Source organism: Kitasatospora sp. MAA4 (genome assembly GCF_029893355.1).
In the GTDB taxonomy this organism is placed as follows: domain Bacteria; phylum Actinomycetota; class Actinomycetes; order Streptomycetales; family Streptomycetaceae; genus Kitasatospora.
The window spans coordinates 1-22,194 of the sequence record NZ_JARZAI010000032.1 but is presented as its reverse complement, the minus strand read 5'-3'; the positions used below and the strand labels follow the sequence as shown (position 1 = coordinate 22,194).

The 22,194-nt window shown below is 73.1% G+C and carries 16 protein-coding genes and 1 pseudogene; 8 read left to right on the top strand and 9 right to left on the bottom strand.

The annotated features are described in order from the left end of the window. Window position 1: 1 nt before the first annotated feature. From hutU to P3T37_RS31400, 5 genes are all read right to left on the bottom strand, one after another. A complete protein-coding gene (gene hutU, locus P3T37_RS31420; RefSeq protein WP_280727315.1) occupies window positions 2-1,672 on the bottom strand; it encodes a urocanate hydratase in 1,671 nt (556 codons plus the stop codon). Between the two features lie 202 nt (window positions 1,673-1,874). Then, complete coding sequence (locus P3T37_RS31415) at window positions 1,875-4,091, bottom strand: MMPL family transporter (protein ID WP_280727314.1); 2,217 nt, start codon at window positions 4,089-4,091, stop codon at window positions 1,875-1,877. Between the two features lie 104 nt (window positions 4,092-4,195). Beyond that, window positions 4,196-9,016 carry a type I polyketide synthase gene (locus P3T37_RS31410; RefSeq protein ID WP_280727313.1) on the bottom strand — a complete coding sequence of 1,607 codons (4,821 nt, stop codon included), beginning with the start codon at window positions 9,014-9,016 and terminating at the stop codon, window positions 4,196-4,198. Window positions 9,017-9,200: 184 nt separating this feature from the next. Further along, window positions 9,201-9,551, bottom strand: coding sequence for a hypothetical protein (locus P3T37_RS31405; protein ID WP_280727312.1), 351 nt, complete (start codon window positions 9,549-9,551; stop codon window positions 9,201-9,203). A gap of 80 nt (window positions 9,552-9,631) precedes the next feature. Continuing rightward, on the bottom strand, window positions 9,632-10,498 hold the full coding sequence (locus P3T37_RS31400) for a MurR/RpiR family transcriptional regulator (RefSeq protein ID WP_280727311.1): 867 nt from the start codon (window positions 10,496-10,498) through the stop codon (window positions 9,632-9,634). 194 nt (window positions 10,499-10,692) lie between these two features. On the opposite strand from P3T37_RS31400, the gene P3T37_RS31395 reads away from it, so the two are divergent. After that, window positions 10,693-11,148 carry a hypothetical protein gene (locus P3T37_RS31395; protein ID WP_280727310.1) on the top strand — a complete coding sequence of 152 codons (456 nt, stop codon included), beginning with the start codon at window positions 10,693-10,695 and terminating at the stop codon, window positions 11,146-11,148. A 40-nt stretch (window positions 11,149-11,188) separates the two neighbouring features. On the opposite strand, the gene hutH is transcribed toward P3T37_RS31395, so the two are convergent. Next, entirely contained in the window at window positions 11,189-12,769 is a 1,581-nt protein-coding gene (gene hutH / locus P3T37_RS31390) for a histidine ammonia-lyase (RefSeq protein ID WP_280727309.1), read from the bottom strand. Between the two features lie 103 nt (window positions 12,770-12,872). On the opposite strand from hutH, the gene fdhD reads away from it, so the two are divergent. Then, window positions 12,873-13,691, top strand: a complete 819-nt coding sequence (gene fdhD, locus P3T37_RS31385) for a formate dehydrogenase accessory sulfurtransferase FdhD (protein WP_280727308.1) — start codon at window positions 12,873-12,875, stop codon at window positions 13,689-13,691. Window positions 13,692-14,435: 744 nt separating this feature from the next. Here the strand turns inward: fdhD and P3T37_RS31380 are convergent. The 3 genes and pseudogenes from P3T37_RS31380 to P3T37_RS31370 all read right to left on the bottom strand — a co-directional run. After that, window positions 14,436-15,476: pseudogene (locus P3T37_RS31380) on the bottom strand (sensor domain-containing diguanylate cyclase); the annotation flags it as partial. Between the two features lie 247 nt (window positions 15,477-15,723). Then, the gene (locus P3T37_RS31375; protein WP_280727307.1) at window positions 15,724-16,920 is read right to left on the bottom strand and encodes an adenylate/guanylate cyclase domain-containing protein; all 1,197 of its coding nucleotides are present in this window, start codon (window positions 16,918-16,920) and stop codon (window positions 15,724-15,726) included. Window positions 16,921-17,088: 168 nt separating this feature from the next. Continuing rightward, window positions 17,089-17,976: a biotin--[acetyl-CoA-carboxylase] ligase gene (locus P3T37_RS31370; protein WP_280727306.1), complete on the bottom strand. Its 888-nt coding sequence runs from the start codon at window positions 17,974-17,976 to the stop codon at window positions 17,089-17,091. Between the two features lie 227 nt (window positions 17,977-18,203). On the opposite strand from P3T37_RS31370, the gene P3T37_RS31365 reads away from it, so the two are divergent. From P3T37_RS31365 to P3T37_RS31340, 6 genes are all read left to right on the top strand, one after another. After that, window positions 18,204-19,805: an acyl-CoA carboxylase subunit beta gene (locus tag P3T37_RS31365; RefSeq protein WP_280727305.1), complete on the top strand. Its 1,602-nt coding sequence runs from the start codon at window positions 18,204-18,206 to the stop codon at window positions 19,803-19,805. Between the two features lie 27 nt (window positions 19,806-19,832). After that, complete coding sequence (locus P3T37_RS31360; RefSeq protein ID WP_280727304.1) at window positions 19,833-20,054, top strand: acyl-CoA carboxylase subunit epsilon; 222 nt, start codon at window positions 19,833-19,835, stop codon at window positions 20,052-20,054. A 68-nt stretch (window positions 20,055-20,122) separates the two neighbouring features. Then, window positions 20,123-20,248, top strand: a complete 126-nt coding sequence (locus P3T37_RS31355) for a hypothetical protein (protein WP_280727303.1) — start codon at window positions 20,123-20,125, stop codon at window positions 20,246-20,248. 33 nt (window positions 20,249-20,281) lie between these two features. Beyond that, on the top strand, window positions 20,282-20,881 hold the full coding sequence (locus P3T37_RS31350; protein WP_280727302.1) for a nucleoside triphosphate pyrophosphatase: 600 nt from the start codon (window positions 20,282-20,284) through the stop codon (window positions 20,879-20,881). Window positions 20,882-20,983: 102 nt separating this feature from the next. Continuing rightward, window positions 20,984-21,829 (top strand): hypothetical protein, encoded by an 846-nt coding sequence (locus P3T37_RS31345; protein WP_280727301.1) that lies wholly within the window; start codon window positions 20,984-20,986, stop codon window positions 21,827-21,829. Between the two features lie 249 nt (window positions 21,830-22,078). Then, window positions 22,079-22,194, top strand: a 116-nt coding sequence (locus tag P3T37_RS31340; protein WP_280723437.1) for a biotin carboxylase N-terminal domain-containing protein, incomplete at its 3' end; no start/stop codon positions are given.

Sequence of the window (22,194 nt, the reverse complement as noted above, 5' to 3'; positions counted from 1 at the left end):
GTCACAGCTCGCCCATGGGGATGCGCACACCGCGCTCGGCCGCGACCTCGCCCGCGATGTCGTAGCCGGCGTCGACGTGCCGGATGACGCCCATGCCGGGGTCGTTGGTGAGCACCCGGCGGATCTTCTCGCCCGCCAGCGGCGTGCCGTCGGCGACGGTGACCTGGCCGGCGTGGATCGAGCGGCCGATGCCGACGCCGCCGCCGTGGTGGATGGAGACCCAGGACGCGCCGGAGGCGACGTTGACCATGGCGTTCAGCAGCGGCCAGTCGGCGATGGCGTCCGAGCCGTCCAGCATCGCCTCGGTCTCGCGGTACGGCGAGGCGACCGAGCCGCAGTCCAGGTGGTCGCGGCCGATCACGATCGGCGCGGAGAGCTCGCCGGAGGCGACCATGTCGTTGAAGCGCTCGCCGGCCTTGTCGCGCTCGCCGTAGCCGAGCCAGCAGATCCGCGCCGGCAGGCCCTGGAAGTGCACCTTCTCCTGGGCCATCTTGATCCAGCGGTGCAGCGACTCGTTCTCCGGGAAGAGGTCGAGCACGGCCTTGTCGGTCTTGTAGATGTCCTGCGCGTCACCGGAGAGCGCGGCCCAGCGGAACGGGCCCTTGCCCTCGCAGAACAGCGGGCGGATGTACGCCGGCACGAAGCCGGGGAAGTCGAAGGCTCGGGAGTAGCCCGCGAGCTGGGCCTCGCCGCGGATCGAGTTGCCGTAGTCGAAGACCTCGGCGCCCTTGTCCTGGAAGCCGACCATCGCCTCGACGTGCTTGGCCATCGACTCGCGCGAACGCTGGGTGAACTCGGCCGGCTTGGCCGCCGCGTAGTCCGCCATGTCGTCGAAGGCGACGCCGATCGGCAGGTACGCCAGCGGGTCGTGGGCGCTGGTCTGGTCGGTGACGATGTCGATCGGCGCGTCCATCGCGAGCAGCTGCGGGAACAGCTCGGCGGCGTTGCCCAGCAGGCCGATGGAGAGCGGCTGGCGCTTGTCGCGGGCGTCGGTGGCCAGCTCCAGCGCGTGGGCCAGGCTGGTCGCCTCGACGTCGAGGTAGCGGTGCTCGATCCGGCGGGCGATCCGGGACGGGTCGCAGTCGATGCAGATCGCCACGCCGCCGTTCATGGTGACGGCCAGCGGCTGGGCGCCGCCCATGCCGCCGAGCCCGGCGGTGAGGGTGATGGTGCCCTCGAGGGTGTTGTTGAACTTCTTGGCCGCGACGGCGCCGAAGGTCTCGTAGGTGCCCTGGAGGATGCCCTGGGTGCCGATGTAGATCCAGGACCCGGCGGTCATCTGGCCGTACATGGTGAGCCCGAGGTTCTCCAGGCGGCGGAACTCCTCCCAGTTGGCCCAGTCGCCGACCAGGTTGGAGTTGGCGATGAGCACGCGCGGCGCCCACTCGTGGGTCTGCATCACGCCGACCGGGCGGCCGGACTGGACCAGCATGGTCTCGTCCTGCTTGAGGGTCTGCAGGGTGCGCACCATGGCGTCGTAGGAGCGCCAGTCGCGCGCGGCCTTGCCGGTGCCGCCGTAGACGACCAGCTTGGAGGGGTGCTCGGCGACCTCGGGATCGAGGTTGTTCATGAGCATCCGCAGGGCGGCCTCCTGCTGCCAGCCCTGGGTGCTGAGGTTCGTCCCGCGGGCGGCCCGAACCTCGCGCGGTCCGCTCGTCTGCTGCTGCACCATGCCGTCGCTCTCCCTACTGCTGCCTGCCGACCGGACTGGTCCGGATGGATCCATTCATCGACTGTATGTCTGAATATATCCAATCACCAGGCGGCGAGCCAGACCCCGGACCGAATCCCCCCTCCACGGTGCGCCGGGCCGGTCCCCGACCGCAAGGCGACCTGCCGCCGGGGACCGCTCTGAATAGCCTCATTCACTGCCGTCAGTGACCCGAGGCCATCTCGAAGCGCCTGGTCAGCCGCTTCACCCAGGCCGGCGCCCACCAGGCCCGCTCCCCCGCCAGGCGGAAGAAGACCGGCACCAGGACGCCGCGGATCAGCACCGCGTCCAGCAGGATCGCGATGCCCGTCCCGAGCCCGAAGAACTTCACCAGGGAGACCCCGGAGAGGCCGATCGCGAAGAACGACACCGCCAGCAGCCCGGCGGCGGCAGTGATGATCGGCCCGCTCTCGCCGAGGCCCGCCCGCACCGACAGCTCCACGGCGTCCCCCGCGACGTGCCGCTCCTTGATCCGGGAGAGCAGGAAGACCTCGTAGTCCATCGAGAGCGCGTACGCGACGCAGACCAGCAGCACCGGCATGGTGATCGCCAGCGGCGAGGGGGTGAAGCCGAGCAGCCCCGACAGGTGGCCGTCGACGAAGACCCAGACCATCGCGCCGGTGACGGCGGCCAGACCGAGCGCGTTGAACAGCACCGCCTTCACCGGCAGCAGCACACTGCCGGTGGCCAGCAGCAGGAGCACCAGGGTGCCGAGCACCGCAAGGCCCACCGCCCAGGGCAGACGGCTCGACAACGAGCTGGTGGTGTCCGCGAGTTGGGCGGCCAGTCCGGCGACGTGCAGCAGCCGGTCGCCGGGCACCGGCACCGCCCGCACCCGCTGCGCCAGGGCGCTGCCCTGAGCGGAGTACGGCACCACCTTGGTCTGCAGGTCGAAGCGGACCGACGAGCCGTCGGTCATCCCCTGCGGCGCGGGGGCCGGGGTCGCCGCGCCGGCCGCGAAGACGCCGGCCGGGCTGGCCACTTCGTCGACACCGGGCACCGCGGACAGCGCCCGTGCGTAACTCGCCAGGTCGGCGCCCGAGGGATCGCCGGTCCAGACCGGGGCGACCACGGTGAGGGTGTCGCCGTCGCCGCCGGGGAAGGAGCTGGTGAGCAGGTCGGACACCTGGCGGCTCTCGGTGCCCGCGGGCAGCGCCCGCGCGTCCGGTATGCCGAACTGGGCGTGTCCCAGCGGCAGGGCGAGCACCAGCAGGGCGCCCGTCACCAGCAGTCCGGCCGCGCCCGGACGACGCATCGCGGCGCCCGCGATCCGTCCCCACAGCCGCAGTTCAGCAGCCGGCCGCTCGGCGCGGACCCGCCCGATCGGCCACTTGTCGATCCGGTCCCCGAGCAGCAGCAGCGCGGCCGGCAGCGGCCCGAGCGCGCCCAGCACGGCGATCACCACGGTGGCCACCCCCGCGAAGGCGAACGAGCGCAGGAAGTAGAGCCGGAAGACCAGCAGGCAGATCAGCACCGTCGCCACGATGGTGGCGCTGAACAGCACGGTCCGCCCGGCCGTCGCCAGGGTGCGCCGAAGGGCCGCCAAGTCACCGTCGCCCTGGCCGCGTTCCTGCCGGTAGCGGGCCACGATCAGCAGGCTGTAGTCGACCGCCAGGCCCAGGCCGAGCGCGGTGATCAGGTTGGTCGAGAAGATCGACACCGAGGTGAACTCGGCCAGCCCCCAGAGCGCCGCCAGCGCCCCGACGATCGCCAACACCCCGATGGCCAGCGGCAGCAGGGCCGCCACCACACCGCGGAAGACCAGCACCAGGAGCAGCAGGGTCAGCGGGATCGCCACCGACTCGGCGATCGCCAGGTCCTGCGCGATCCGGTCGGTGAGGTCGTTGTTGATCTGCCCGATGCCGCCGAACTGCACGGTGCTGGAACCGTGTCGGCCGGCCAGCAGGGTGTGCAGGGTACGGACCTTGCGGCCCACCGCGTCCTGGTCGCCGGCCACCGCGACGGCGGTCAGGCCCGCCGAACCGTCGGCCGAGCGCAGCGCCGGGTCGGCGCCGTCGTAGTACGAAGCCACCACCCGCACCCCGGGCTGGTGGGACAGCTGGTCGAGGACGGACCTGCCGGCCGCCGTGCTCGCCGGGCTGTCCGCGTTCCCGCCCGCATCCCGCACCAGCACGAACAGATCGGGTTGCGCCGCGGGGAAGTGCTGCTGGAGCAGTTTCGCGGCGGCCACCGAGTCGGCCGCCGGGTCGTCGAAGCCGCCGGACTTCAGCACGCCGAGCGTGCCGCCCGACAGCACCGCGGTGAGCAGCAGGAAGAGCAGCGCGGCCAGCAGCACGGCCCACGGGCGGCGCAGCGGCAGCGGGGGCGGGGTGGGGGCCGGCCCGGTCGGCCGGGGGGCGGAGAGTTCGGAGGTGTGCACGGTGGGTCCTGCTCCTCGATCGGCTCGATCACCAGGGCATGGGGTGGGCGCGGAACCGGGGTGCCCCGGGCAACTTGCCCAGGACACCCCGTGGTTCGGGTGGGTCAGCGGTTCAGCAGCTGCCACTGCTCGGCGAGCGTGGCGACGCTGTAGTCGATCTGCTCGGCCGTGTGCTCGCTGGTGACGAAGAACCGCAGCCGGGTCAACTCCTCGGCCACCGCCGGGTGCAGGATCGGGTTGGCGCTCACGCCGCGGTCGAAGAGGGCGGCCGAGAGCTGGACCGCCTTGGCCGAGTCCTTGACGATGGCCGGGATCACCGGCGAGCCGTAGCTGTCCCCGGTGTCGATCCCGGCCTCGCGGGCCAGCCGCAGGAACCGGTCGGAGTTCTCCGCCAGCCGCTTGAGGCGCTCGGGCTCGTCCCGCATGACCCGGATCGCCGCGAGCGAGGCCGCCGTGTTGGCCGGCGTCAGGCCCACGCTGTAGACGAAGCCGGGCACCGAGCACTTCAGGTAGGTGATCGTCCGCTCCGACCCGGCCACGTAACCACCGCAGCCGGCGAGGGACTTGGAGAGCGTCCCGGCCCACAGGTCGATATCCGAGCGGTCCACCGCGAAGTGCTCGCCGACCCCGCCGCCACCGGCGCCCACGGTGCCCAGGCTGTGCGCCTCGTCGACCAGCACCATCGCGCCGTGCCGCTGCTTCACCTCGATCAGGGCCGGCAGGTCGACCAGGTCGCCGTCCATGCTGTAGACGCCCTCGACCACGATCAGCACCCGGCGGTACTCGTGGCGGACCTTGCGCAGCAGCGCGTCCAGAGCGGCCATGTCGTTGTGCGGGAACGGACGGCGGCGCGCGCCGGAGAGCTTGCAGCCCTGCAGGATACTGTCGTGCGCGAGGGAGTCGTGCAGGATCAGGTCCTGCGGGCCCATCAGGTGCCCGATCACGCTGACGTTGGTGGCGTGCCCGCTGACCAGCGCGATGGCCGCCTCGCAGCCGTTCAGGTCGGCGAGTTCGGCCTCCAGCTCGCGGTGCAGCGGGCGGTCACCGGAGAGGAAGCGGCTGGCCGAGACCGAGCTGCCGTAGCGGTCCACGGCCTCCTTGACGGCCGCGGTGACCACCGGGTGGCCGGACAGGCCGAGGTAGTTGTAACCGGAGAAGGAGATCAGCTCCTGATCGCCGACCCGGGTGGTGTCCCGCATCGTGCCCTCGTGCAGCAGGAAGTACGGGTTGCGTTCACCGAGGCCGGCGATGCGCGCCTCGAGCCTGATCAGCTCGGGGAAGTCCTCGATCCGGTGCTCGGCGGGGGCCGATTCGAGCTCCACGGGGGCGAGTTCCACAGGAGCGGAGGCCAGCGCACGCGGAGCGGCCGGCACGCCGAGCAGCTCGGCCGTCACCTCGATGACCTGCGCGATGGTCGGCTGCTTGGGGAGGAAGCCCTCGACCATCCGGTCGGCCGCCACCGGGAAGGCCCGACGCAGCCGCTCCAGCAGCTCGGTGACCATCAGCGAGTCGAAGCCGAGATCCTGCCCGACCAGCACCTCGTCGCTCAGCTGGGTCACCGGGAAGGCGCTCACCGCCGAGATCTCGGCGTACACCAGCTCGCGGACCCGGGCGGCCTCCGCGGCGACCGGCGGAAGGAGCTGCGCCGGGGACCGGGCCGGCAGCTCGATGCCGACCGACCACTGCTCGATCAGCGGGTGGTTCACGGCGGCGGCGCCCACCCTGGCGGGGACCTGAGCGGGCGCGGGAGCCTGAGCGGGCGCGGCATAGGCCTGAAGCAGGGTCAGCTGCTGGCGGAGCAGTTCCACGACGTCGTTCATCACGGTGTCCTGTCTCTCGGGGTGCTCGGCTGCTGCTCGTACGGGCACGGCGACGGGTGCGGGGGTGGGGGTGGGAGCGGGGACGGGCGCGGCGGACGGCTGCGCGGGCCGGGCCGGCCGGCGGGCCGACACGGCCGCCGGTCCCCCGCTCTCGACGGCGGCGAGTCCCGGCGCGGTCGGCGGGCCCGGCACCCGGGAGGCGACCACCGAGCGCCAGTGGGACTCGGTGGCCAGCGGGGAGGGCGGCAGGGTCGCCAGCGACGCACCGGCCGGCACCAGCGCGGCGAGGTCGACGTCCACGCCCAGCACGGCGAGTTGGCCGAGCGCGGCGAGGAAGGTGCGGGCGTCGTCCGGCTCCTCACCGGTGAGCGCGACGCAGTGCACCCGCTCGGGCTCCGGGACGCAGCGCAGGACGGCTCCCAGCAGCCCGGAGCCGCCGCACACCTGGACGAAGACCCGTGCGCCGGCCGCGAAGGCCGCGCCCACCGAGTCCGCGAACAGCACCGGGGAGCCGGCGTGCCGGCCCCACAGCTCGCGCAGCACCGCCGGGTCCTGCTCGACCGCACCGCTGACCGAGGAGACGAACACGCCCTCCGGCGAGCTGATCCGGCGCTCGGTCAGGTCCCCGGTCAGCTCGGCCAGGACCGGATCGAGGAGCGGCGAGTGGAAGCCGTTGGAGACCTGCAGCGCGGTGGCCGTCAGCCCCACGCGCTCGCACCGCAGGGTGAGCTCGGCGAGCGCCTCCCGGGTTCCGCTGAACACCACCTGGCGGGGGTGGTTCCAGCAGGCCACCCAGACGTCCGCCAGGCCTTCGCTCAGCGATTCGGCCTGCTCCCGGGTGGCCCGGACGGCGACCATCCCGCCGCTGCGCACCGCCTCGGCAGCGCGCATGGTGGCACCGCGGCTGAGCAGCAGCCCCGCGCACTCGGCGTCGTCCAGCGCGCCGGCCAGCACGGCCGCGGGGAACTCCCCCACGCTGTGACCGAAGCTGACGGCCGGCTCGACGCCCAGCCCGCGGGCGAACCGGGCCAGCGCCACCCCGAACGCGCCGAGCACCGGCTGGCACACGTCGGTGCCGGTGAGCCGGCGACGGCCCTGGGACGAGTCGCTGTCCGGCCCGTACACCGCGTCCAGCAGCGGGAAGCCGCCGGGCTCGGCGGTGGCCAGCGCGTCCCAGTAGTCGACGCCGGCCCGCACCGCAGGGAAGCGCTCGTACAGGTCACGCGCCATGCCAGGGCGCTGGCTGCCCTGGCCGGGGAAGATCAGGGCGATCGCGCGATCCGCCTGCGGCACCGTCCCGGCCGCCGCGTACAGGCCCTCGCCCAGTGCCCCGACCCGGCCCAACGCGAGTGCGGAGCGGGCCTGTTGGACGCGTGCGCGGAGCTCGGACGGGGTTCCCGCGACGACCGAGAGACGGGCCGGGAGCAGCTGACGGCTCGCCAGCGTCCGGGCGATCGCGGGCAGGGTCGGCTCGGGGGTGTCCTGCAGCGCCTCCAGGAACCGGACCAGGTGGGACTCCAGCCGGTCCAGTGTGGCGGCGGAGAAGACGAACAGCTCCGGCCGGTCCTGGGCGGCGGGGTCCGGCAGGTCGCCGGGCTCCGGCTGCGGGGCCTCCTCCAGCACCACGTGCACATTGGTGCCACCGAAACCGAAGTTGCTCACCCCGGCCCGGCGCGGGGTCGCACCGGGGTGCTCCCACGGCACGGCGGCCTGCGGGATCCGCAGCCCGGCCGCGGCCAGGTCGTCCGGGCGCGGCGAGTCGGTCGGCGGCATCGGGACGACGGTCCCGTGGTGCAGCATCAGCGCGGTCTTGATCAGCGACGCCGCACCGGAGGCGCCCAGCGAGTGGCCGATCAGCGACTTCACCGAGGAGAGGTAGGCCGGGGTCGGCTCGGTCGGCTCCGACCGGCGCAGCTCGGTGATGGCGTCCAGCTCGGCCCGGTCGCCGACCACCGTGGCGGTGCCGTGCGCCTCGAAGAACCCGACCGAGCCGGCGGAGAAGCCGGCGTCCGCGTAGGCCCGCCGCAGCGCGGTCAACTGGCCCTCGCTGCGCGGGGTCATCGGCCCTTCCGCGATACCGTCGTTGGAGCTGCCGATGCCCTGGATCACCGCGTAGACCCGGTCCCCGGCGGCCAGCGCGTCCTCCAGCGGGCGCAGCACCACCACGCCGGCGCCGTCGCCCAGCACGAAGCCGTCGGCGTCCTTGTCGAAGGGCCGGCAGACCCCGCCCGCGGAGATCGCGCCGACCTTGGAGAAGGCCAGCAACGTCCTTGGTTCCAGGGCGAGATAGGCACCGCCCACCAGCGCCACCCGGCACTCGCCGCTGGCCAGGTGGCCGAGCGCCTGGTGCAGCGCGACCAGCGTCGCGGAGCAGGCCGCGTCCACCGCGAAGCTCGGACCGTGCAGGTTGAAGTGCTGGCTGACGTTGGCCGCGGCCATGTTGAGCAGTGCCCCCGGCAGGGTGGCCGAGGGCATGGTGAGCACGTCGGGGATGAGTTCGAGGTACTCGTTGATGTTCAGACCGAAGAAGACCCCGGTGGATTCGCGGTCGAACTCCCGGCGCTCCCAGCCGGCGTCCTGGAGGGCCTCGCGGGAGGCGTCCAGCAGCAGGCGGTGCTGCGGGTCCATCGACTGCACCCGGCGCGGGCTCATCCGGTAGTGGCGGGCGTCGAACTGGTCCACGCCGTCGATCGTGGCGAGCCGGTCGGTGTACGCACCGGCGCGGGCACGCCGGTCCTGCGGGGTGTGGATGAGTGAGTGGTCCCAGCGTTCCGGCGGAACGGCGCGGAACTGGCGCTCACCGCTCCGAAGTATTCTCCAGTACTCGGAAACATTTGCGGCGCCCGGAAAACGGCAGCCCATACCGACAATTGCTATGTCACGCAAGATAGCTCCCACGGCATATGCATGAAACGAACGGAATCGAGGCCGGTCCGCACCGGGCGGCCTCGGCGGTCGGTTGGTCGTGATGCTCTGCGGGGCATGGCCTGGCAGCCCGCTCTGGGCAGGCTGGACTATCGGGCCACGCTCTGGCCTGCGGAGATGATGAAGGGGAGGGCAAGGGGTCAGGACCGCACAAGTCCCGACTGCTCGTGTCGCCGACATTAGCGAGGTGATCGGGGAGCGGCAACAAACTCGACAGAGAGTCGCCGCGACTACACCCACGGTTCATTCGACGCGCGAAATTCCAGCACTTCGGCACCCCGACTGTTCACCTTTCAACCTTACTGACTAATCGTCAACTTGGTTGCAGGGCAAGCACTCTGGAGAAGCGGAATGCGCGATTTCGTCAGGCGGCCGCGCCGCCGTCCCAGTCGATGCCGATCTCGGCGAGCCAGCGGCGGTCCTGCTCGGCGGCGGCAGCCGGATCCGGAGGGGTGGGCGGCAGCACGGGCATGGACGGCGGGCGGGGGATCTCCTGGATCGGGCCGAGCCCGTAGCGCTCGGCCGTCGAGCCCGGACCCGCGCCGGGATCCACGATGCCGACGTGCACCGCCGACTCGTCGCCGGGCTCCAGCACCGTCAGGCCGGGCTCCGGAGGGCCGGCCAGCGCCACCCGGCGACCGCAGGCCGGGCAGGCCCACTCCTCCGCACCGGAGGAGAGCCGGCCGACCGGTCTCATCTCGTGGATCACGCGCATGCGGACACCCCCGTTCGTCCTACAGAGGGGATGCCCGCAGGCTGCCAGGCCTATGCCTGCGCCACGGAGACCGACCGGTCCTATTCCAGGAAGAGACCGCGGGTCGCCGCCGAGTGCTCGATCGACTCCAACCGGGCCTCTGCACCCGGGAGTTCGTCGCACATGCTCTGCAGCAACACCCGCCCCAGGACCATCGGGGCGCAGGCCGTGTCGAAGACCAGGCCGGTGCCGACCTCGGCCGGCAGCAGCAGGTCGGAGAGCTTGGCGACCGGCGCGAAAGCGCTGTCCGCGACGGTCAGCACGGTCAGGCCGCAGTCCCGGGCGACGGCCAGCGCGTCCATCAGCTCGCGCGGGTAGCGCGGCAGCGCGAAGCAGAGCAGCGCGGAGGCGCCGGCCGCGGCCGCCTGCTCGATCCGGTCGACCAGCATGCTGCCGCCCTCGTCCAGCAACCGGATGTCCGGGTGGACCTTGGAGGCGAAGTACGCGAAGCCGCGGGCCTGCGCCGAGCCGGCCCGCAGGCCCAGCACGGGCAGCGGCCGGGAGGCGGCCAGCAGCCTGGCGGCCCGCACGATCGGCTCGGGATCGGCCAGCAGAGCGGCCAGCCGCTGGAGGTGGGCGATCTCGGCCAGCACGGCCTGCTGCTGCTCGTTGCGCACCACGTCGGCCGCGGTCTCCGGAACGGCCTGCTCGCCCGCCCCGAGGTCGCGCAGCCGCTTGCGCAGCGCCGGGTAGCCGTCGTAGCCGAGCGCCACCGCGAAGCGGGTGACCGAGGGCTGGCTGACGCCGGCCAGCTCCGCCACCTCGACGCTGGAGAGGAAGGGCGCCTCGCCCGCGTGCCGGACCAGCGCGTGCGCGATCCGGCGCTGGGTGGGCGTCAGCCGGTGGCCGTCGAAGAGCTCCAACAACCGCGCGGACGGACCGGGGGACGGCTCGGCGCTCGCGGTCATGGTGACTCCCTTCGAGGTGGGCGGACCGGTACGGGTCCGCTCGACTGTGCAGCAGTCGGCGGCTGCGGGCAATGACGTCTCGTACGCCGGGACGATCGCCGGTGCCCCGGGCCCGTCAGGGTCACCCTGATTTCCCCCTGAGAGCAGGGCAGGCGGGTGGACCGGGGGCTCGCGCGCAGGCCAGGCTGTGCAGCATGGAACCTCGCCGCGACGCCCGTCCGTCCGAACTCAAGCACGACCTCGACGCCGCCCTGCAGACCCGCAAGGAGCTCGGCGCCGAGTACGAGTCGGAGCTGGTCGACTCGTTCCTGTCCCGGATCGACGCCCGCCTCGACGCCCGGGTCGAGCAGCAGGTCGCCGAGCGGATGAACCAGTACGGGCCGGGCCCCTACGAGTCCGGGCGACCCGAGCGGCCGGCCCGCGGCGAGCGGCGCCGCGGCTGGAACGGCAAGACGCTGCCGGTGCTGTCGCTGATCTTCGCGGTCCCGCTGACCGCCATCGCGACCAGCTCCAACAACGGCAGCGGCATCGGGGGCCTGCTCGTCTGCTGGGCCGGCATCGTCGGCGTCAACTTCGCCGCCGCCCACGCCGAGCGGCGCGAGCAGCGCGAGGAGAAGAGCCTGCGGGCGGTGCGGAGCGAGTGGAGCTGACACCCACCCGCTCCGCACGGCCCGCACGGCCCGCACCCGACTAGGCCAGCGGGCCGGTGACGGCCTCGACGGCGCGGACCAGGGCGCCGGAGGCGACCAGCGCCTCGGCCGCACCCAGGTCGGGCGCCAGGAAGCGGTCCCGACCGGCCCCGCCGACACCGGCCTCGCGGGCCGCGGCGAGCGCGGCGGCGGTGGCCGGGGCGAGCGAGACCGTACCGTCGACGGTACGGATCTCCAGCGCACGCGCCGAGGCGGTCAGCTCGACGGCCAGGATGCGGCCCAGGTTGTCGACCGCCTGGCGCAGCTTGCGAGCGGCCGACCAGCCCATCGAGACGTGGTCCTCCTGCATCGCCGAGGACGGGATCGAGTCCACCGAGGCGGGGACGGCGAGCCGCTTGTTCTCGCTGACCAGCGCGGCCTGGGTGTACTGCGCGATCATCAGACCGGAGTCCACGCCCGGGTCGTCCGCCAGGAAGGCCGGCAGGCCGTGCGAGCGGCTCTTGTCGAGCAGCCGGTCGGTGCGCCGCTCGGAGATCGAGCCGAGGTCGGCGGCGGCGATGGCCAGGAAGTCCAGCACGTAGGCGACCGGCGCGCCGTGGAAGTTGCCGTTCGACTCCACCCGGCCGTCGGGCAGCACCACCGGGTTGTCGACCGAGGCGGCGAGCTCGCGGTCGGCGACCGTGCGGGCGTGCGTGAGGGTGTCGCGGCCGGCGCCGGCCACCTGCGGGGCGCAGCGGATCGAGTAGGCGTCCTGGACGCGCGGCGCGTCGTCGTGGTGGTGCCCGGTCAGGCCGGAGCCCTGGAGGACGGCCAGCATGTTGGCGGCGCTGAGCGCCTGGCCCGGGTGCGGGCGGATCGGGCCGTGCAGCTCGGGGGCGAGCACCTTCTCGCTGCCGAGCAGCGCCTCCAGCGACATGGCGGCGGTGATGTCGGCGGTGGTGAAGAGCCGGGCCAGGTCGGCGCAGGCCATCAGCAGCATGCCGAGCATGCCGTCGGTGCCGTTGATGAGGGCCAGGCCCTCCTTCTCCAGCAGCTCGACCGGGGCGATGCCGGCCTCGGCCAGCAGCTCGCCGGCCGGGCGCTCCACGCCGTCGGGGCCATACGCGACGCCCTCGCCCATCAGCACCAGCGCGCAGTGCGAGAGCGGCGCGAGGTCGCCCGAGCAGCCGAGCGAGCCGAACTCGCGGACCACGGGGGTGATGTCGGCGTTGAGCAGGGCTGCCATCGTCTCGGCGACCAGCGGGCGGACGCCGGTACGGCCGGAGGCCAGCGTCTTCATCCGCAGGAAGATCAGCGCGCGGGTGACCTCGCGCTCGACCGCCGGGCCCATGCCTGCCGCGTGCGAGCGGACCAGCGACCGCTGGAGCTGGGCCCGCAGCTCGGGGCTGATGTGGCGGACGGCGAGCGCGCCGAATCCGGTCGAGACGCCGTACACCGGCCGGGGCTCGGCGGCGAGGGCGTCGATCCGGGCGCGCGAGGTGGCCATTTCGGCCAGCGAGTCGGGGCCGATCTCGACCCGGGCGTTGCCCCGCGCTACGGCGAGCACGTCCTCAGCGGTGACGTCGGCCTTGCCGACCAGGACGAGCGGCGCGTCGGGGGCGGCAGCACTGTGCATATCCATATGCACTATCAGATCAGCTGAATGGAGATATGACAACCGGGTGCGGGTGGAATCCCAGCGTGCCTCATGCTGGAGGGGTAACGGGCGAGCGAGAGGCGGACGGATGGCGCGGGCGACGGCACGGCGGCGCGTGGTGCGGCTGACGGGTGCGGAGCGGGGAACCCGCCCGGACGCACTGGCGGCCGAGGAGCCGTTGGAGATCCGGGTCGGCGGCGAGCCGCTGACGGTCACCATGCGCACTCCCGGCCAGGACTTCGACCTGGTGGCCGGGTTCCTGGTCGGCGAGGGCCTGGTCCACACGGCGGACGGGCTGGCCGCCCTGCGCTACTGCGCCGGAACGGACGAGGACGGCGCCAACACCTACAACGTGGTGGACGCCGCCCTGCGCGGCGCCCCCGCGCTGCCGCTCTCCGCACACCGCAACCTGCTCACCACCAGCGCCTGCGGCCTGTGCGGCCGGGACACCGTCGACGCCGTCCGCACGCACGTCCGGTGGCCGATCGCCGAGGACCCGCTGCGGGTCGCACCCGAGCTGCTCTACGCCCTCCCCGACCGGCTGCGGGCCGCCCAGCGGACCTTCGACAGCACCGGCGGCCTGCACGCCGCCGGCCTGTTCACCGCCGCCGGCGAACTGCTCTGCGCCCGCGAGGACGTCGGGCGGCACAACGCGGTGGACAAGGTGGTCGGCTGGGCACTGCGGGCGGGCCTGCTGCCGCTGACCGGCCACCTGCTGCTGGTCAGCGGCCGGGCCTCGTTCGAGCTCACCCAGAAGGCGGCGCTGGCCGGGCTCCCGCTGCTGGCGGCGGTCTCCGCGCCGTCCTCGCTGGCGGTGGACCTCGCCGAGGAGCTCGGGCTCACGCTGCTCGGCTTCCTGCGCGGCGAGTCGGCGAACGTCTACACCCGGGCGGACCGCGTCCACTAGGCCCAGCTACCCGGGCGGCGGCGAGGCGGGCCCGGAGAGCGCGACCGCTACCAACGCCCGCAGTGCTGGGGCGATCTGACCGAGCGGCAGGGTGGCGTCGTCCGCATAGAGTTCGAGCAGCCAGCCGCCCGCCGGGTTGGCACCACCGGCCGCGACCATGCCCTTGTAGCCGCCGACCACCAGGACGGCCTCCTCCGCCGGGTCGTTCCCCACCGAGCCGGTCCGCAGCGCGAAGGCGCCGCCGCGTACCGCCGTCCCGGTGAGCGGGTAGTGGTCGAGGTCGAAGACCGCGTCGGGCGCCTCGATCCGGGCGCGCTGGTTCTCCGCCCGGCGGGCCGCCCCCGGGGACACCGCCCCCTCGCCGCGGGTGCCCGGCCCCTTGGTCATCCGGTACACCGCGTGCTGCGCGGTGTGCATCAGCTGCGAGCCGGGCGGGACGTAGCTGATCCACCAGGCGACCGCGTCCAGCAGCCGGGCCGAGGTCTCGGCGACCGAGGCCAGCCGGCCCAGCGTGTCGGCGGGGTGGCTGGCCCGGCCACCGCCCTGGTGGTCCAGCACGCCGAGCACGGCGGTGAGCAGCTGCCCGGGGTCCGCGCTGTGCGCGGCGCCGCGGAACCGGCGGCGGTCGCCGTGCACGCCCCGGCCGCCCGGGCCGCCGCGGCTGCGTCCGTCGGCGCGATGGTGCGGGTCGGCGGCGTCGGCCAGCAGCACGGTGGGGTCGGGGGCCAGGCCCGGGCCGTGGCTGCGGCCGGCCACCACCGGATGCGCGGCGCGCGCGGCCTTGGCGCGGTACTGGGCGGCGTCGGCGAGCCGGAACAGCCGGTCGGGCGTGCTCACCGGGCCGATCGAGTCGCCGGTGGAGGCGATGCCGCAGGCCACCCCCTCGCCGTCGGCCAGCTGGAGCGCCCGGGCGCACAGCTCCTCGGCCACCGCGACCACCTCGTCGGACTTCTGCCCCTCGGCCAGCAGGCAGAACTCGTCGCCGCCGAGCCGGGCGGCGAGGCTGCCGGGCAGCTTGGCGCCGGCCATCGAGAGCTGGTTGGCGAACCGCTCCAGCAGCCGGTCGCCCATCTCGTGGCCGTGCTGGTCGTTGATCCGCTTGAGGCCGTTGACGTCGCAGACCACCAGCGAGACCACCGTGTTGTCCCGGTTGTGGGCGGCCAGCGCGCTCTCCAGCCGGGCGTCCACGGCCCGGCGGTTGGCCAGTCCGGTGAGCGGGTCGGTGAAGGCCAGCCGGCGCAGGTCGGCCAGGCGCTCGCTCTGGGCCAGGCCGGCCGAGATCTGCGCGGCCAGCAGGGTGGCGTACTGGGCGTCGGCGTCGGTGAAGAGCGGGTGGCCCTCGCCGCGGGCCAGGTAGAGCTCACCCCAGGCCTGGCCGTGCAGCACGATCGGGGCGACCAGGCAGCAGGTCCGCCCGCGGCGACGCAGCCCGGCGGCGCGCTGGCGGCAGAACGCGCCGGTGTCGGAGTGCAGGTGGGCGGTCAGGCCGGCGTGCTCGCCCGGCGTCAGGTCCTCGGCGGTCTGCACCCAGGCGCGCGGCAGCCGGCCGGTGGACCAGTGCTCGTCGAGGAAGGTGACGATCTCGGGGAAGTCGGCGACCGGATAGGACTCGTCCTCCGGGATCTCCTCCTCGCCGGCCGCCAGCTCGCCGTGGTTGACCAGCACCCGCAGCCGCCCGGACTCGCGGTCCCAGACCGAGACGGCGCTCATCGAGGCGCCGAGTGCCGTGGTCGCGCGGGCCGCGGCCGCCCGGAGGGCCTCCAGCGCGCTCTGCGCACCGGCCATGTCCTGGGCCATCTCCACGACCGCCTGAAGACGCTGGTCGAGGCCTGCGGCCACCGGATCCGCCGAGCCCGCCCCAGGATGTCCGAGTTCCGCCATCAGCTGCGCACCACCCACGCTCGCCCCAACCGTCGATTCGGCCTCGTGTCCCGTTCGAGGTCAAGATTAGGGGTGATTGACGAGGATATGCCCGGTTTGCCGGAAAAGGGCTGACCAAGCCCGGGATCCATGCCCCGGGCTCGGCGCCGACTCACCCGTTCGGTGGACGCATCCGCCTGGTGAGCAGCCAGGGCTCGACCAGCCCGAGCCCGCGCACCGGGCGGCGCCACATCGGCTGGAGCTGGAAGCGCGGACCGCCCGCGGCGGCCTGCTGCGGGGTCATGCTGCTCAGCGGGGCCCCGGACGCGGCGGCCAGCGCCTCGGCGAGCTGGGCCTGCGCCGAACCCGACCCGTCCATGGCGCCCTGCGTACCGGCCCCCGCCAGCTCCAGCGCGGCGGCGAACTCGCCGTCGATCAGTACGGCGTCCCGCTGCGCGATCGAGGTGAGCCGACTGGCCAGGTTGACCGTGGTACCGAAGACGTCGCCCATCCGCGAGGTCACCGCGCCGAAGGCCAGGCCGACCCGCAGTGCGGGCATGGTGTCGTCCTTGGTCAGCGTGTCGACCAGGCTGAGCGCGATCTCGGCGGCGGTCACCGGGTCCTCGGAGACGTAGAGGATCTCGTCGCCCAGGGTCTTGATCAGCCGGCCGCCCTGCCCGGCGATCAGGTCGGAGCAGGTGGACTCGAAGGTCTCCACCAGCTCGCCGAGCTCCTCCTCCTCCAGCCGGCGCGAGAGCCGGGTGAAGCCGACCAGGTCGGCGAAGCCGACGGCGAGCCGGCCGCTGGTGATCTCGGTGTCCTCGGCCGCCTGGACGACCCGCCCGGTGACGGCGGCGAGCTGGCGCCGCCAGACGTAGACCAGGAACTGCTCCAGCTCCGGCAGCAGCAGCTCGACCAGCGGGTAGGCGACGTCGGCGCGGGTCAGGCCGGGCTCACGCGCCTGGGTGAGGTTCTCCAGGAAGGTGTCCATCTGCCAGCCCGCGAGCCGCGCGGTGGTCTGGCCGGTCGAGCGCGCCACCTGGATCGCCATCGACTCGTTGATCAGCCCGGACTCCACCAGGCCGGCCAGGCGGCGCAGCGCGATCACGTCGCTGTCGTTCAGCGCCCGGGACTGGCCGATGTCGGGGAAGCCCATGGCGCGCCAGAAGCGGGTGGCCAGCTCCATCGGGACCTCGGCGGCGCGGGCCGCCTGGTACGGGGTGTAGCGGCGCGGCGCGTCCAGGATCAGCCGCTCCAGATCGAGGGCGACCGTGCCGTCCGCGCCCTCGGGTTCGGCGGCGCCGTGTCGTTCAGGGTCGGCGCTGCCGTACGAGCTGTCCTCCGGCGCCCCACCGTCGTCGTCTGCCACCGGTCCGTCCCCGTGCGGTCGTCGCACTTGCCTTGAGGTCCTGCCCTGTGCGGGACAGCGCACCGTCGCATCGACAGTGGCGCGCCTCACACCGTTGCCAGGTGGAATGGTCGCACGGAATCGCCGGATCCGGGGCATCAGGTGCGGATCCGGCCCCGCCAACAGGTTTCAGGCCGTGGCTCTCACGTGCACGACATCGCCCGCGCCGACCGGCTGCCGGGTCCCGTCGGCCTTGCGGACCACCAGGCGGCCGTCGCCGTCCACGGCCACCGCCTCGCCGCGCAGCTCGCGATCACCCGGCAGCTGCACCAGGACCTGGCGGCCCAGCGTGGTGCAGCGCGCCGCGTAGGCCGGCAGCAGCCCGCTGGCGTGCGGGTCGCCGGCGGCGGCCTGCCACTCGCCGTACAGCTCGGCGAACTGGCGCAGCACCGCGCGCAGCAGCGTGGTCCGCTCGGTGACCTCGGCGCCGGCCAGCGCCAGCGAGGCGGCGGTCGGGACGGGCAGCTCGTCGGCGCGCAGCGACACGTTCAGGCCCAGGCCCGCCACCACGGCCTCGCCGGTCAGCTCGGTCAGGATGCCGCCGAGCTTGCGTTCGCCGCCGTCCACGGTGACCTGGAGGTCGTTGGGCCACTTCAGGCCGACCTCGATGCCGCCGACCCGGCTGATCGCACCGGCCGCGGCCACCCCGACCAGGATCGGCAGCCAGCCGAGCCGCTCGCGCGGCACGGTCGGGCGCAGCAGCAGGGAGAAGAAGAGGCCCGAGCGGGCCGGGGCCGTCCACTGCCGGTCCAGCCGCCCGCGCCCGGCACTCTGCCGCTCGGCGACCAGCACCGCGCCCTCCGGCGCCCCGGCGATGGCCCGGGCGGTGAGGTCGCTGTTGGTCGAGCCGGTCTCGGTCACCACGTCCAGCGCCGTCCACAGGCTGCCGGGCAGCACGAGATCGCGGCGCAGCGCGTCGGCGTCCAGCGGCGGGCGGTCGAGGTCGGTCCAGGGGGACGGGCCGTCGTGGCCGAAACCACGCAGTCCGCTGCGTCGGGGGCGATCCGGCTCGGTCATGATTCCTACCCTAGGGCGTGTCAGAGCCCCTAGGGCGCGTCAGGGCCGAACTGCGGCCGGCCGTAGGCCGACCCATGGTCCCGCAGAACTCCGGTGAACACACTGTGTCGCTGGCCATAACGACAGAACCGCCCGGCTGGCTACGCTACTGCGCAGTAGTTCGCGGTACCGTCCTGCCCGGACTCCCCTCATCCACCGCGACTCTTTCGAGTGAGGAACTCCACGGGATGACCGAGGCCGTATCTCTCCCCGCCCAGCAGACCCCCGCCCCGCACACCACCGCGGGCAAGCTGGCCGACCTGCGGCGCAGGCTCGACGAAGCGGTGCACTCAGGCTCCGCCGCAGCAGTCGAGAAGCAGCACGCCAAGGGCAAGCTGACGGCTCGTGAGCGGGTGCTGGAACTGATGGACGAGGACTCCTTCGTGGAGTTCGACGAGTTCGCCCGGCACCGCTCGGTCAACTTCGGCCAGGAGAAGAACCGCCCGTACGGCGACGGCGTGGTGACCGGCTACGGCACCGTCGACGGCCGCCAGGTCGCCGTCTTCGCCCAGGACTTCACGGTCTTCGGCGGCTCGCTGGGCGAGGTCTTCGGCGAGAAGATCGTCAAGGTGATGGACTTCGCCCTGAAGACCGGCTGCCCGGTCATCGGCATCAACGACTCCGGCGGCGCCCGGATCCAGGAGGGCGTGGTCTCGCTCGGGCTGTACGGCGAGATCTTCCGCCGCAACGTGCACGCCTCCGGGGTGATCCCGCAGATCTCGCTGATCATGGGCCCCTGCGCGGGCGGCGCGGTCTACTCCCCCGCGATCACCGACTTCGTGGTGATGGCCGACCAGACCTCGCACATGTTCATCACCGGCCCCGACGTGATCAAGACCGTCACCGGCGAGGACGTCGGCATGGAGGAGCTGGGCGGCGCCCGGGCGCACAACACCAAGTCCGGCAACGCGCACTACCTGGCCGCGGACGAGAAGGAGGCCATCGAGTACGTCAAGAGCCTGCTCTCGTACCTGCCCTCCAACAACCTCTCGGACCCGCCGGCCTACCCCGAGGAGGCCGACCTCGCGGTGAGCGAGCAGGACCTCGAACTCGACACGCTGATCCCGGACTCGGCCAACCAGCCGTACGACATGCACACCGTCATCGAGCACGTCCTGGACGACGGCGAGTTCCTGGAGACCCAGCCGCTCTACGCGGCCAACATCATCACCGGCTTCGGCCGGATCGAGGGCCGGCCGGTCGGCATCGTCGGCAACCAGCCGATGGACCTGGCGGGCTGCCTGAACATCGCGGCCAGCGAGAAGGCCGCGCGGTTCGTCCGGACCTGCGACAGCTTCAACATCCCGGTGATCACCTTCGTCGACGTGCCCGGCTTCCTGCCCGGCACCGACCAGGAGTGGGACGGCATCATCCGGCGCGGCGCCAAGCTGATCTACGCCTACGCCGAGGCCACCGTGCCGCTGATCACCGTGATCACCCGGAAGGCCTTCGGCGGCGCGTACGACGTGATGGGCTCCAAGCACCTGGGCGCGGACCTCAACCTGGCCTGGCCGACCGCGCAGATCGCCGTGATGGGCGCGCAGGGCGCGGTGAACATCGTCTACCGTCGAGAACTGGCGGCGGCGGAGGATTTCGAGGCCAAGCGGGCCGAGAAGCTCGCCGAGTACGAGGACACCCTGCTCAACCCGTACCTGGCCGCCGAGCGCGGCTACGTGGACGCGGTGATCGCGCCCTCCGAGACGCGCCGGCACATCGTGCGCGGACTGCGGGCCCTGCGCGGCAAGCGCGAGGTGCTGCCGCCCAAGAAGCACGGCAACATCCCCCTGTAGGCCCCATCTGCTCGGAAAGGACCCCAGATGCCCCCCATCCAGGTGCTGCACGGGCAGCCGACCCCCGAGGAGCTGGCCACCGTCCTGGCGGTGGTCTCAGCCCGGGCCGCCGCCGCACAGGCCGCCGCCGAGGCGGCCCGCCGCGCGGCGACCGGCCCGGCCTCCCCATGGAACGACCACGCCCGCCGAATGACCCCCACCCCCCACCCCGGCCCCACCGTCTGGCGCACCTCCGGCTGGGCGAGCTGAATCCGCACCGGAACGCCTGAGTACCCGTACTCAGGCGTTCCGGTGCGGATCGGGGCAGGCTGGTGGGCATGCTCTGGTCAGATCCATCCGAGGACGAGTCTCCGCAGGCGCGGCAGGCGCGGCGGATGCTGCGGCGGGCCGGGTGGCTGCTGGCGGTGGCGGCGGTGCTGGGTGCGCTGCTGCTGGTGCGGTGAGGCGGCTGCGGGGCAGGCTCTAGGCTGGTCGGCATGACCGATCGCCGTACGCTCGTGCTCGCCTCCGCCTCCCCCGCCCGGCTCGGACTGCTCCGTCAGGCCGGGCTCGACCCGCAGGTGATCGTGAGCGGGGTGGACGAGGACGCGCTGACCGCCGCCACGCCCGGCGAGCTGGCCCTGGTGCTCGCGCAGGCCAAGGCCGCCGCGGTGGCCGAGCAGCTGACGGACGGTGAACTGGTGATCGGCTGCGACTCGGTGCTGGAACTGGATGGGCAGGCCCTCGGCAAGCCCGCCGACGCGGCCGAGGCGCTGGCGCGCTGGCGCTCGATGCGCGGGCGGGCCGGGGTGCTGCGCACCGGGCACTGCGTGATCGACACCGCGAACGGCCGCAGTGCCTCGGCCACCGCCTCGACCACTGTCACCTTCGGTACGCCCGACGACGACGAGGTCGCCGCCTACATCGCCTCGGGCGAACCGCTGCACGTGGCCGGGGCGTTCACCCTGGACGGGCGCTCGGCGCCGTTCGTGGAGCGGATCGAGGGCGACCACGGCAACGTCATCGGGCTCTCGCTGCCGCTGCTGCGCGGGCTGCTGGGCGACCTGGACGTCCGGATCACCGACCTCTGGGCCTGATCTCCGGTCTGATCTCCGGGCCTGAAAGATCATGGAGCCCAGGACTTGAGAGCCCTTGTCCCGCTAGGCTGACGCCCGCTGCCGAACGGGGAAGGCCGGGGGATGACCGACAGTGTGCTGAACGTCCTGCTCGGGCTGCTCACCAGCGCGATAGGCGCTGGGATCGGGTGGCTCGCGCAGTCGCTGCGCCGGCGTCGCCGGCTGGAGCGGACCCGGGCGTTCTTCGGGATGCCCGGCGGGACCGAGTGCCTCCTGGTGGTCAACCGGCATGTGGCCAGCGGCCACAGCAAGAGCGTCTCGCGCAACGACGTCTTCGCGCTGATGGAGTTGGCCGCACTCGTTCGCGAGTGCGGCGCGCAGGCCGACATCGTGCCGCACGACCAGGTGCGCCAAGGGCTGGGCGGCAAGGCCGAGTTCTGCATCGGCGGGCCGAGCGGCAACGAACGGACGGCGGCCCACCTGGGCTGGCGGCTGCCCGGCGTGGCGTTCATCACCGAGCCGGGCGGCCCGTACGGGGGCGTGCTATCGGTCGGCGCGCTGGACTACCGCTTCGAGTTCGACGACAGCGGCTCCGGCGGCCGGACGTACGTCCTGCTGGCGCGGCTCGACGCCGGACCGCACGGCCGTCCGACCTTCCTGATCGCGGGTCAGACCGCGACCGCCAACCACGCCGCCGTCCGCCACCTGACGTCCCATCACCGCGAGCTGGCCCGTCGCTACGGGTCGAACAGCACGTTCGCGCTGGTGCTGCGGGTGGTCAATCCGACGGCGTACGGTCCGGACGTGGTCCAGCAGGTCGCCGACGTGACCCGGGAGGCGCTGGCGGCGCGCGAGCCGCAAGCTCCTGCGGCGGCTCTTCCGGCAGGCGGCCGGACGGCCGTCCCGGCACCCGGCGAGACACCCGGCGAGGCCGCTTCCGAGCAGCCCGCCGAGGGTCGGGCCGGGTGATGTGGCGAAGGCCACGCCCGCGCTACGGCGGCTCCAGCGCCGTTCGACCGGCTGGAGACCGACTACAGAACGGCTACAGAACCACTACAGGCCTCAGGCGTACCGTTGCCACCTGCGGACCTGCCGTTGCGTGCTCAAATGATCACCAAATCGGGTAACGCTCCGTGTGGGCAAGCTCACCACCTGGGGCTACTCGCCGGTACCACCTCCTCATCCCTAGACTCAACGAGGTTCAAGAAGGGAGCCACAGTGCGCAAGGTGCTCATCGCCAATCGCGGGGAAATCGCCGTCCGCGTCGCCAGGGCCTGCTCGGATGCCGGTATCGCCAGTGTCGCCGTGTATGCCGAGCCCGACCGGGACGCGCT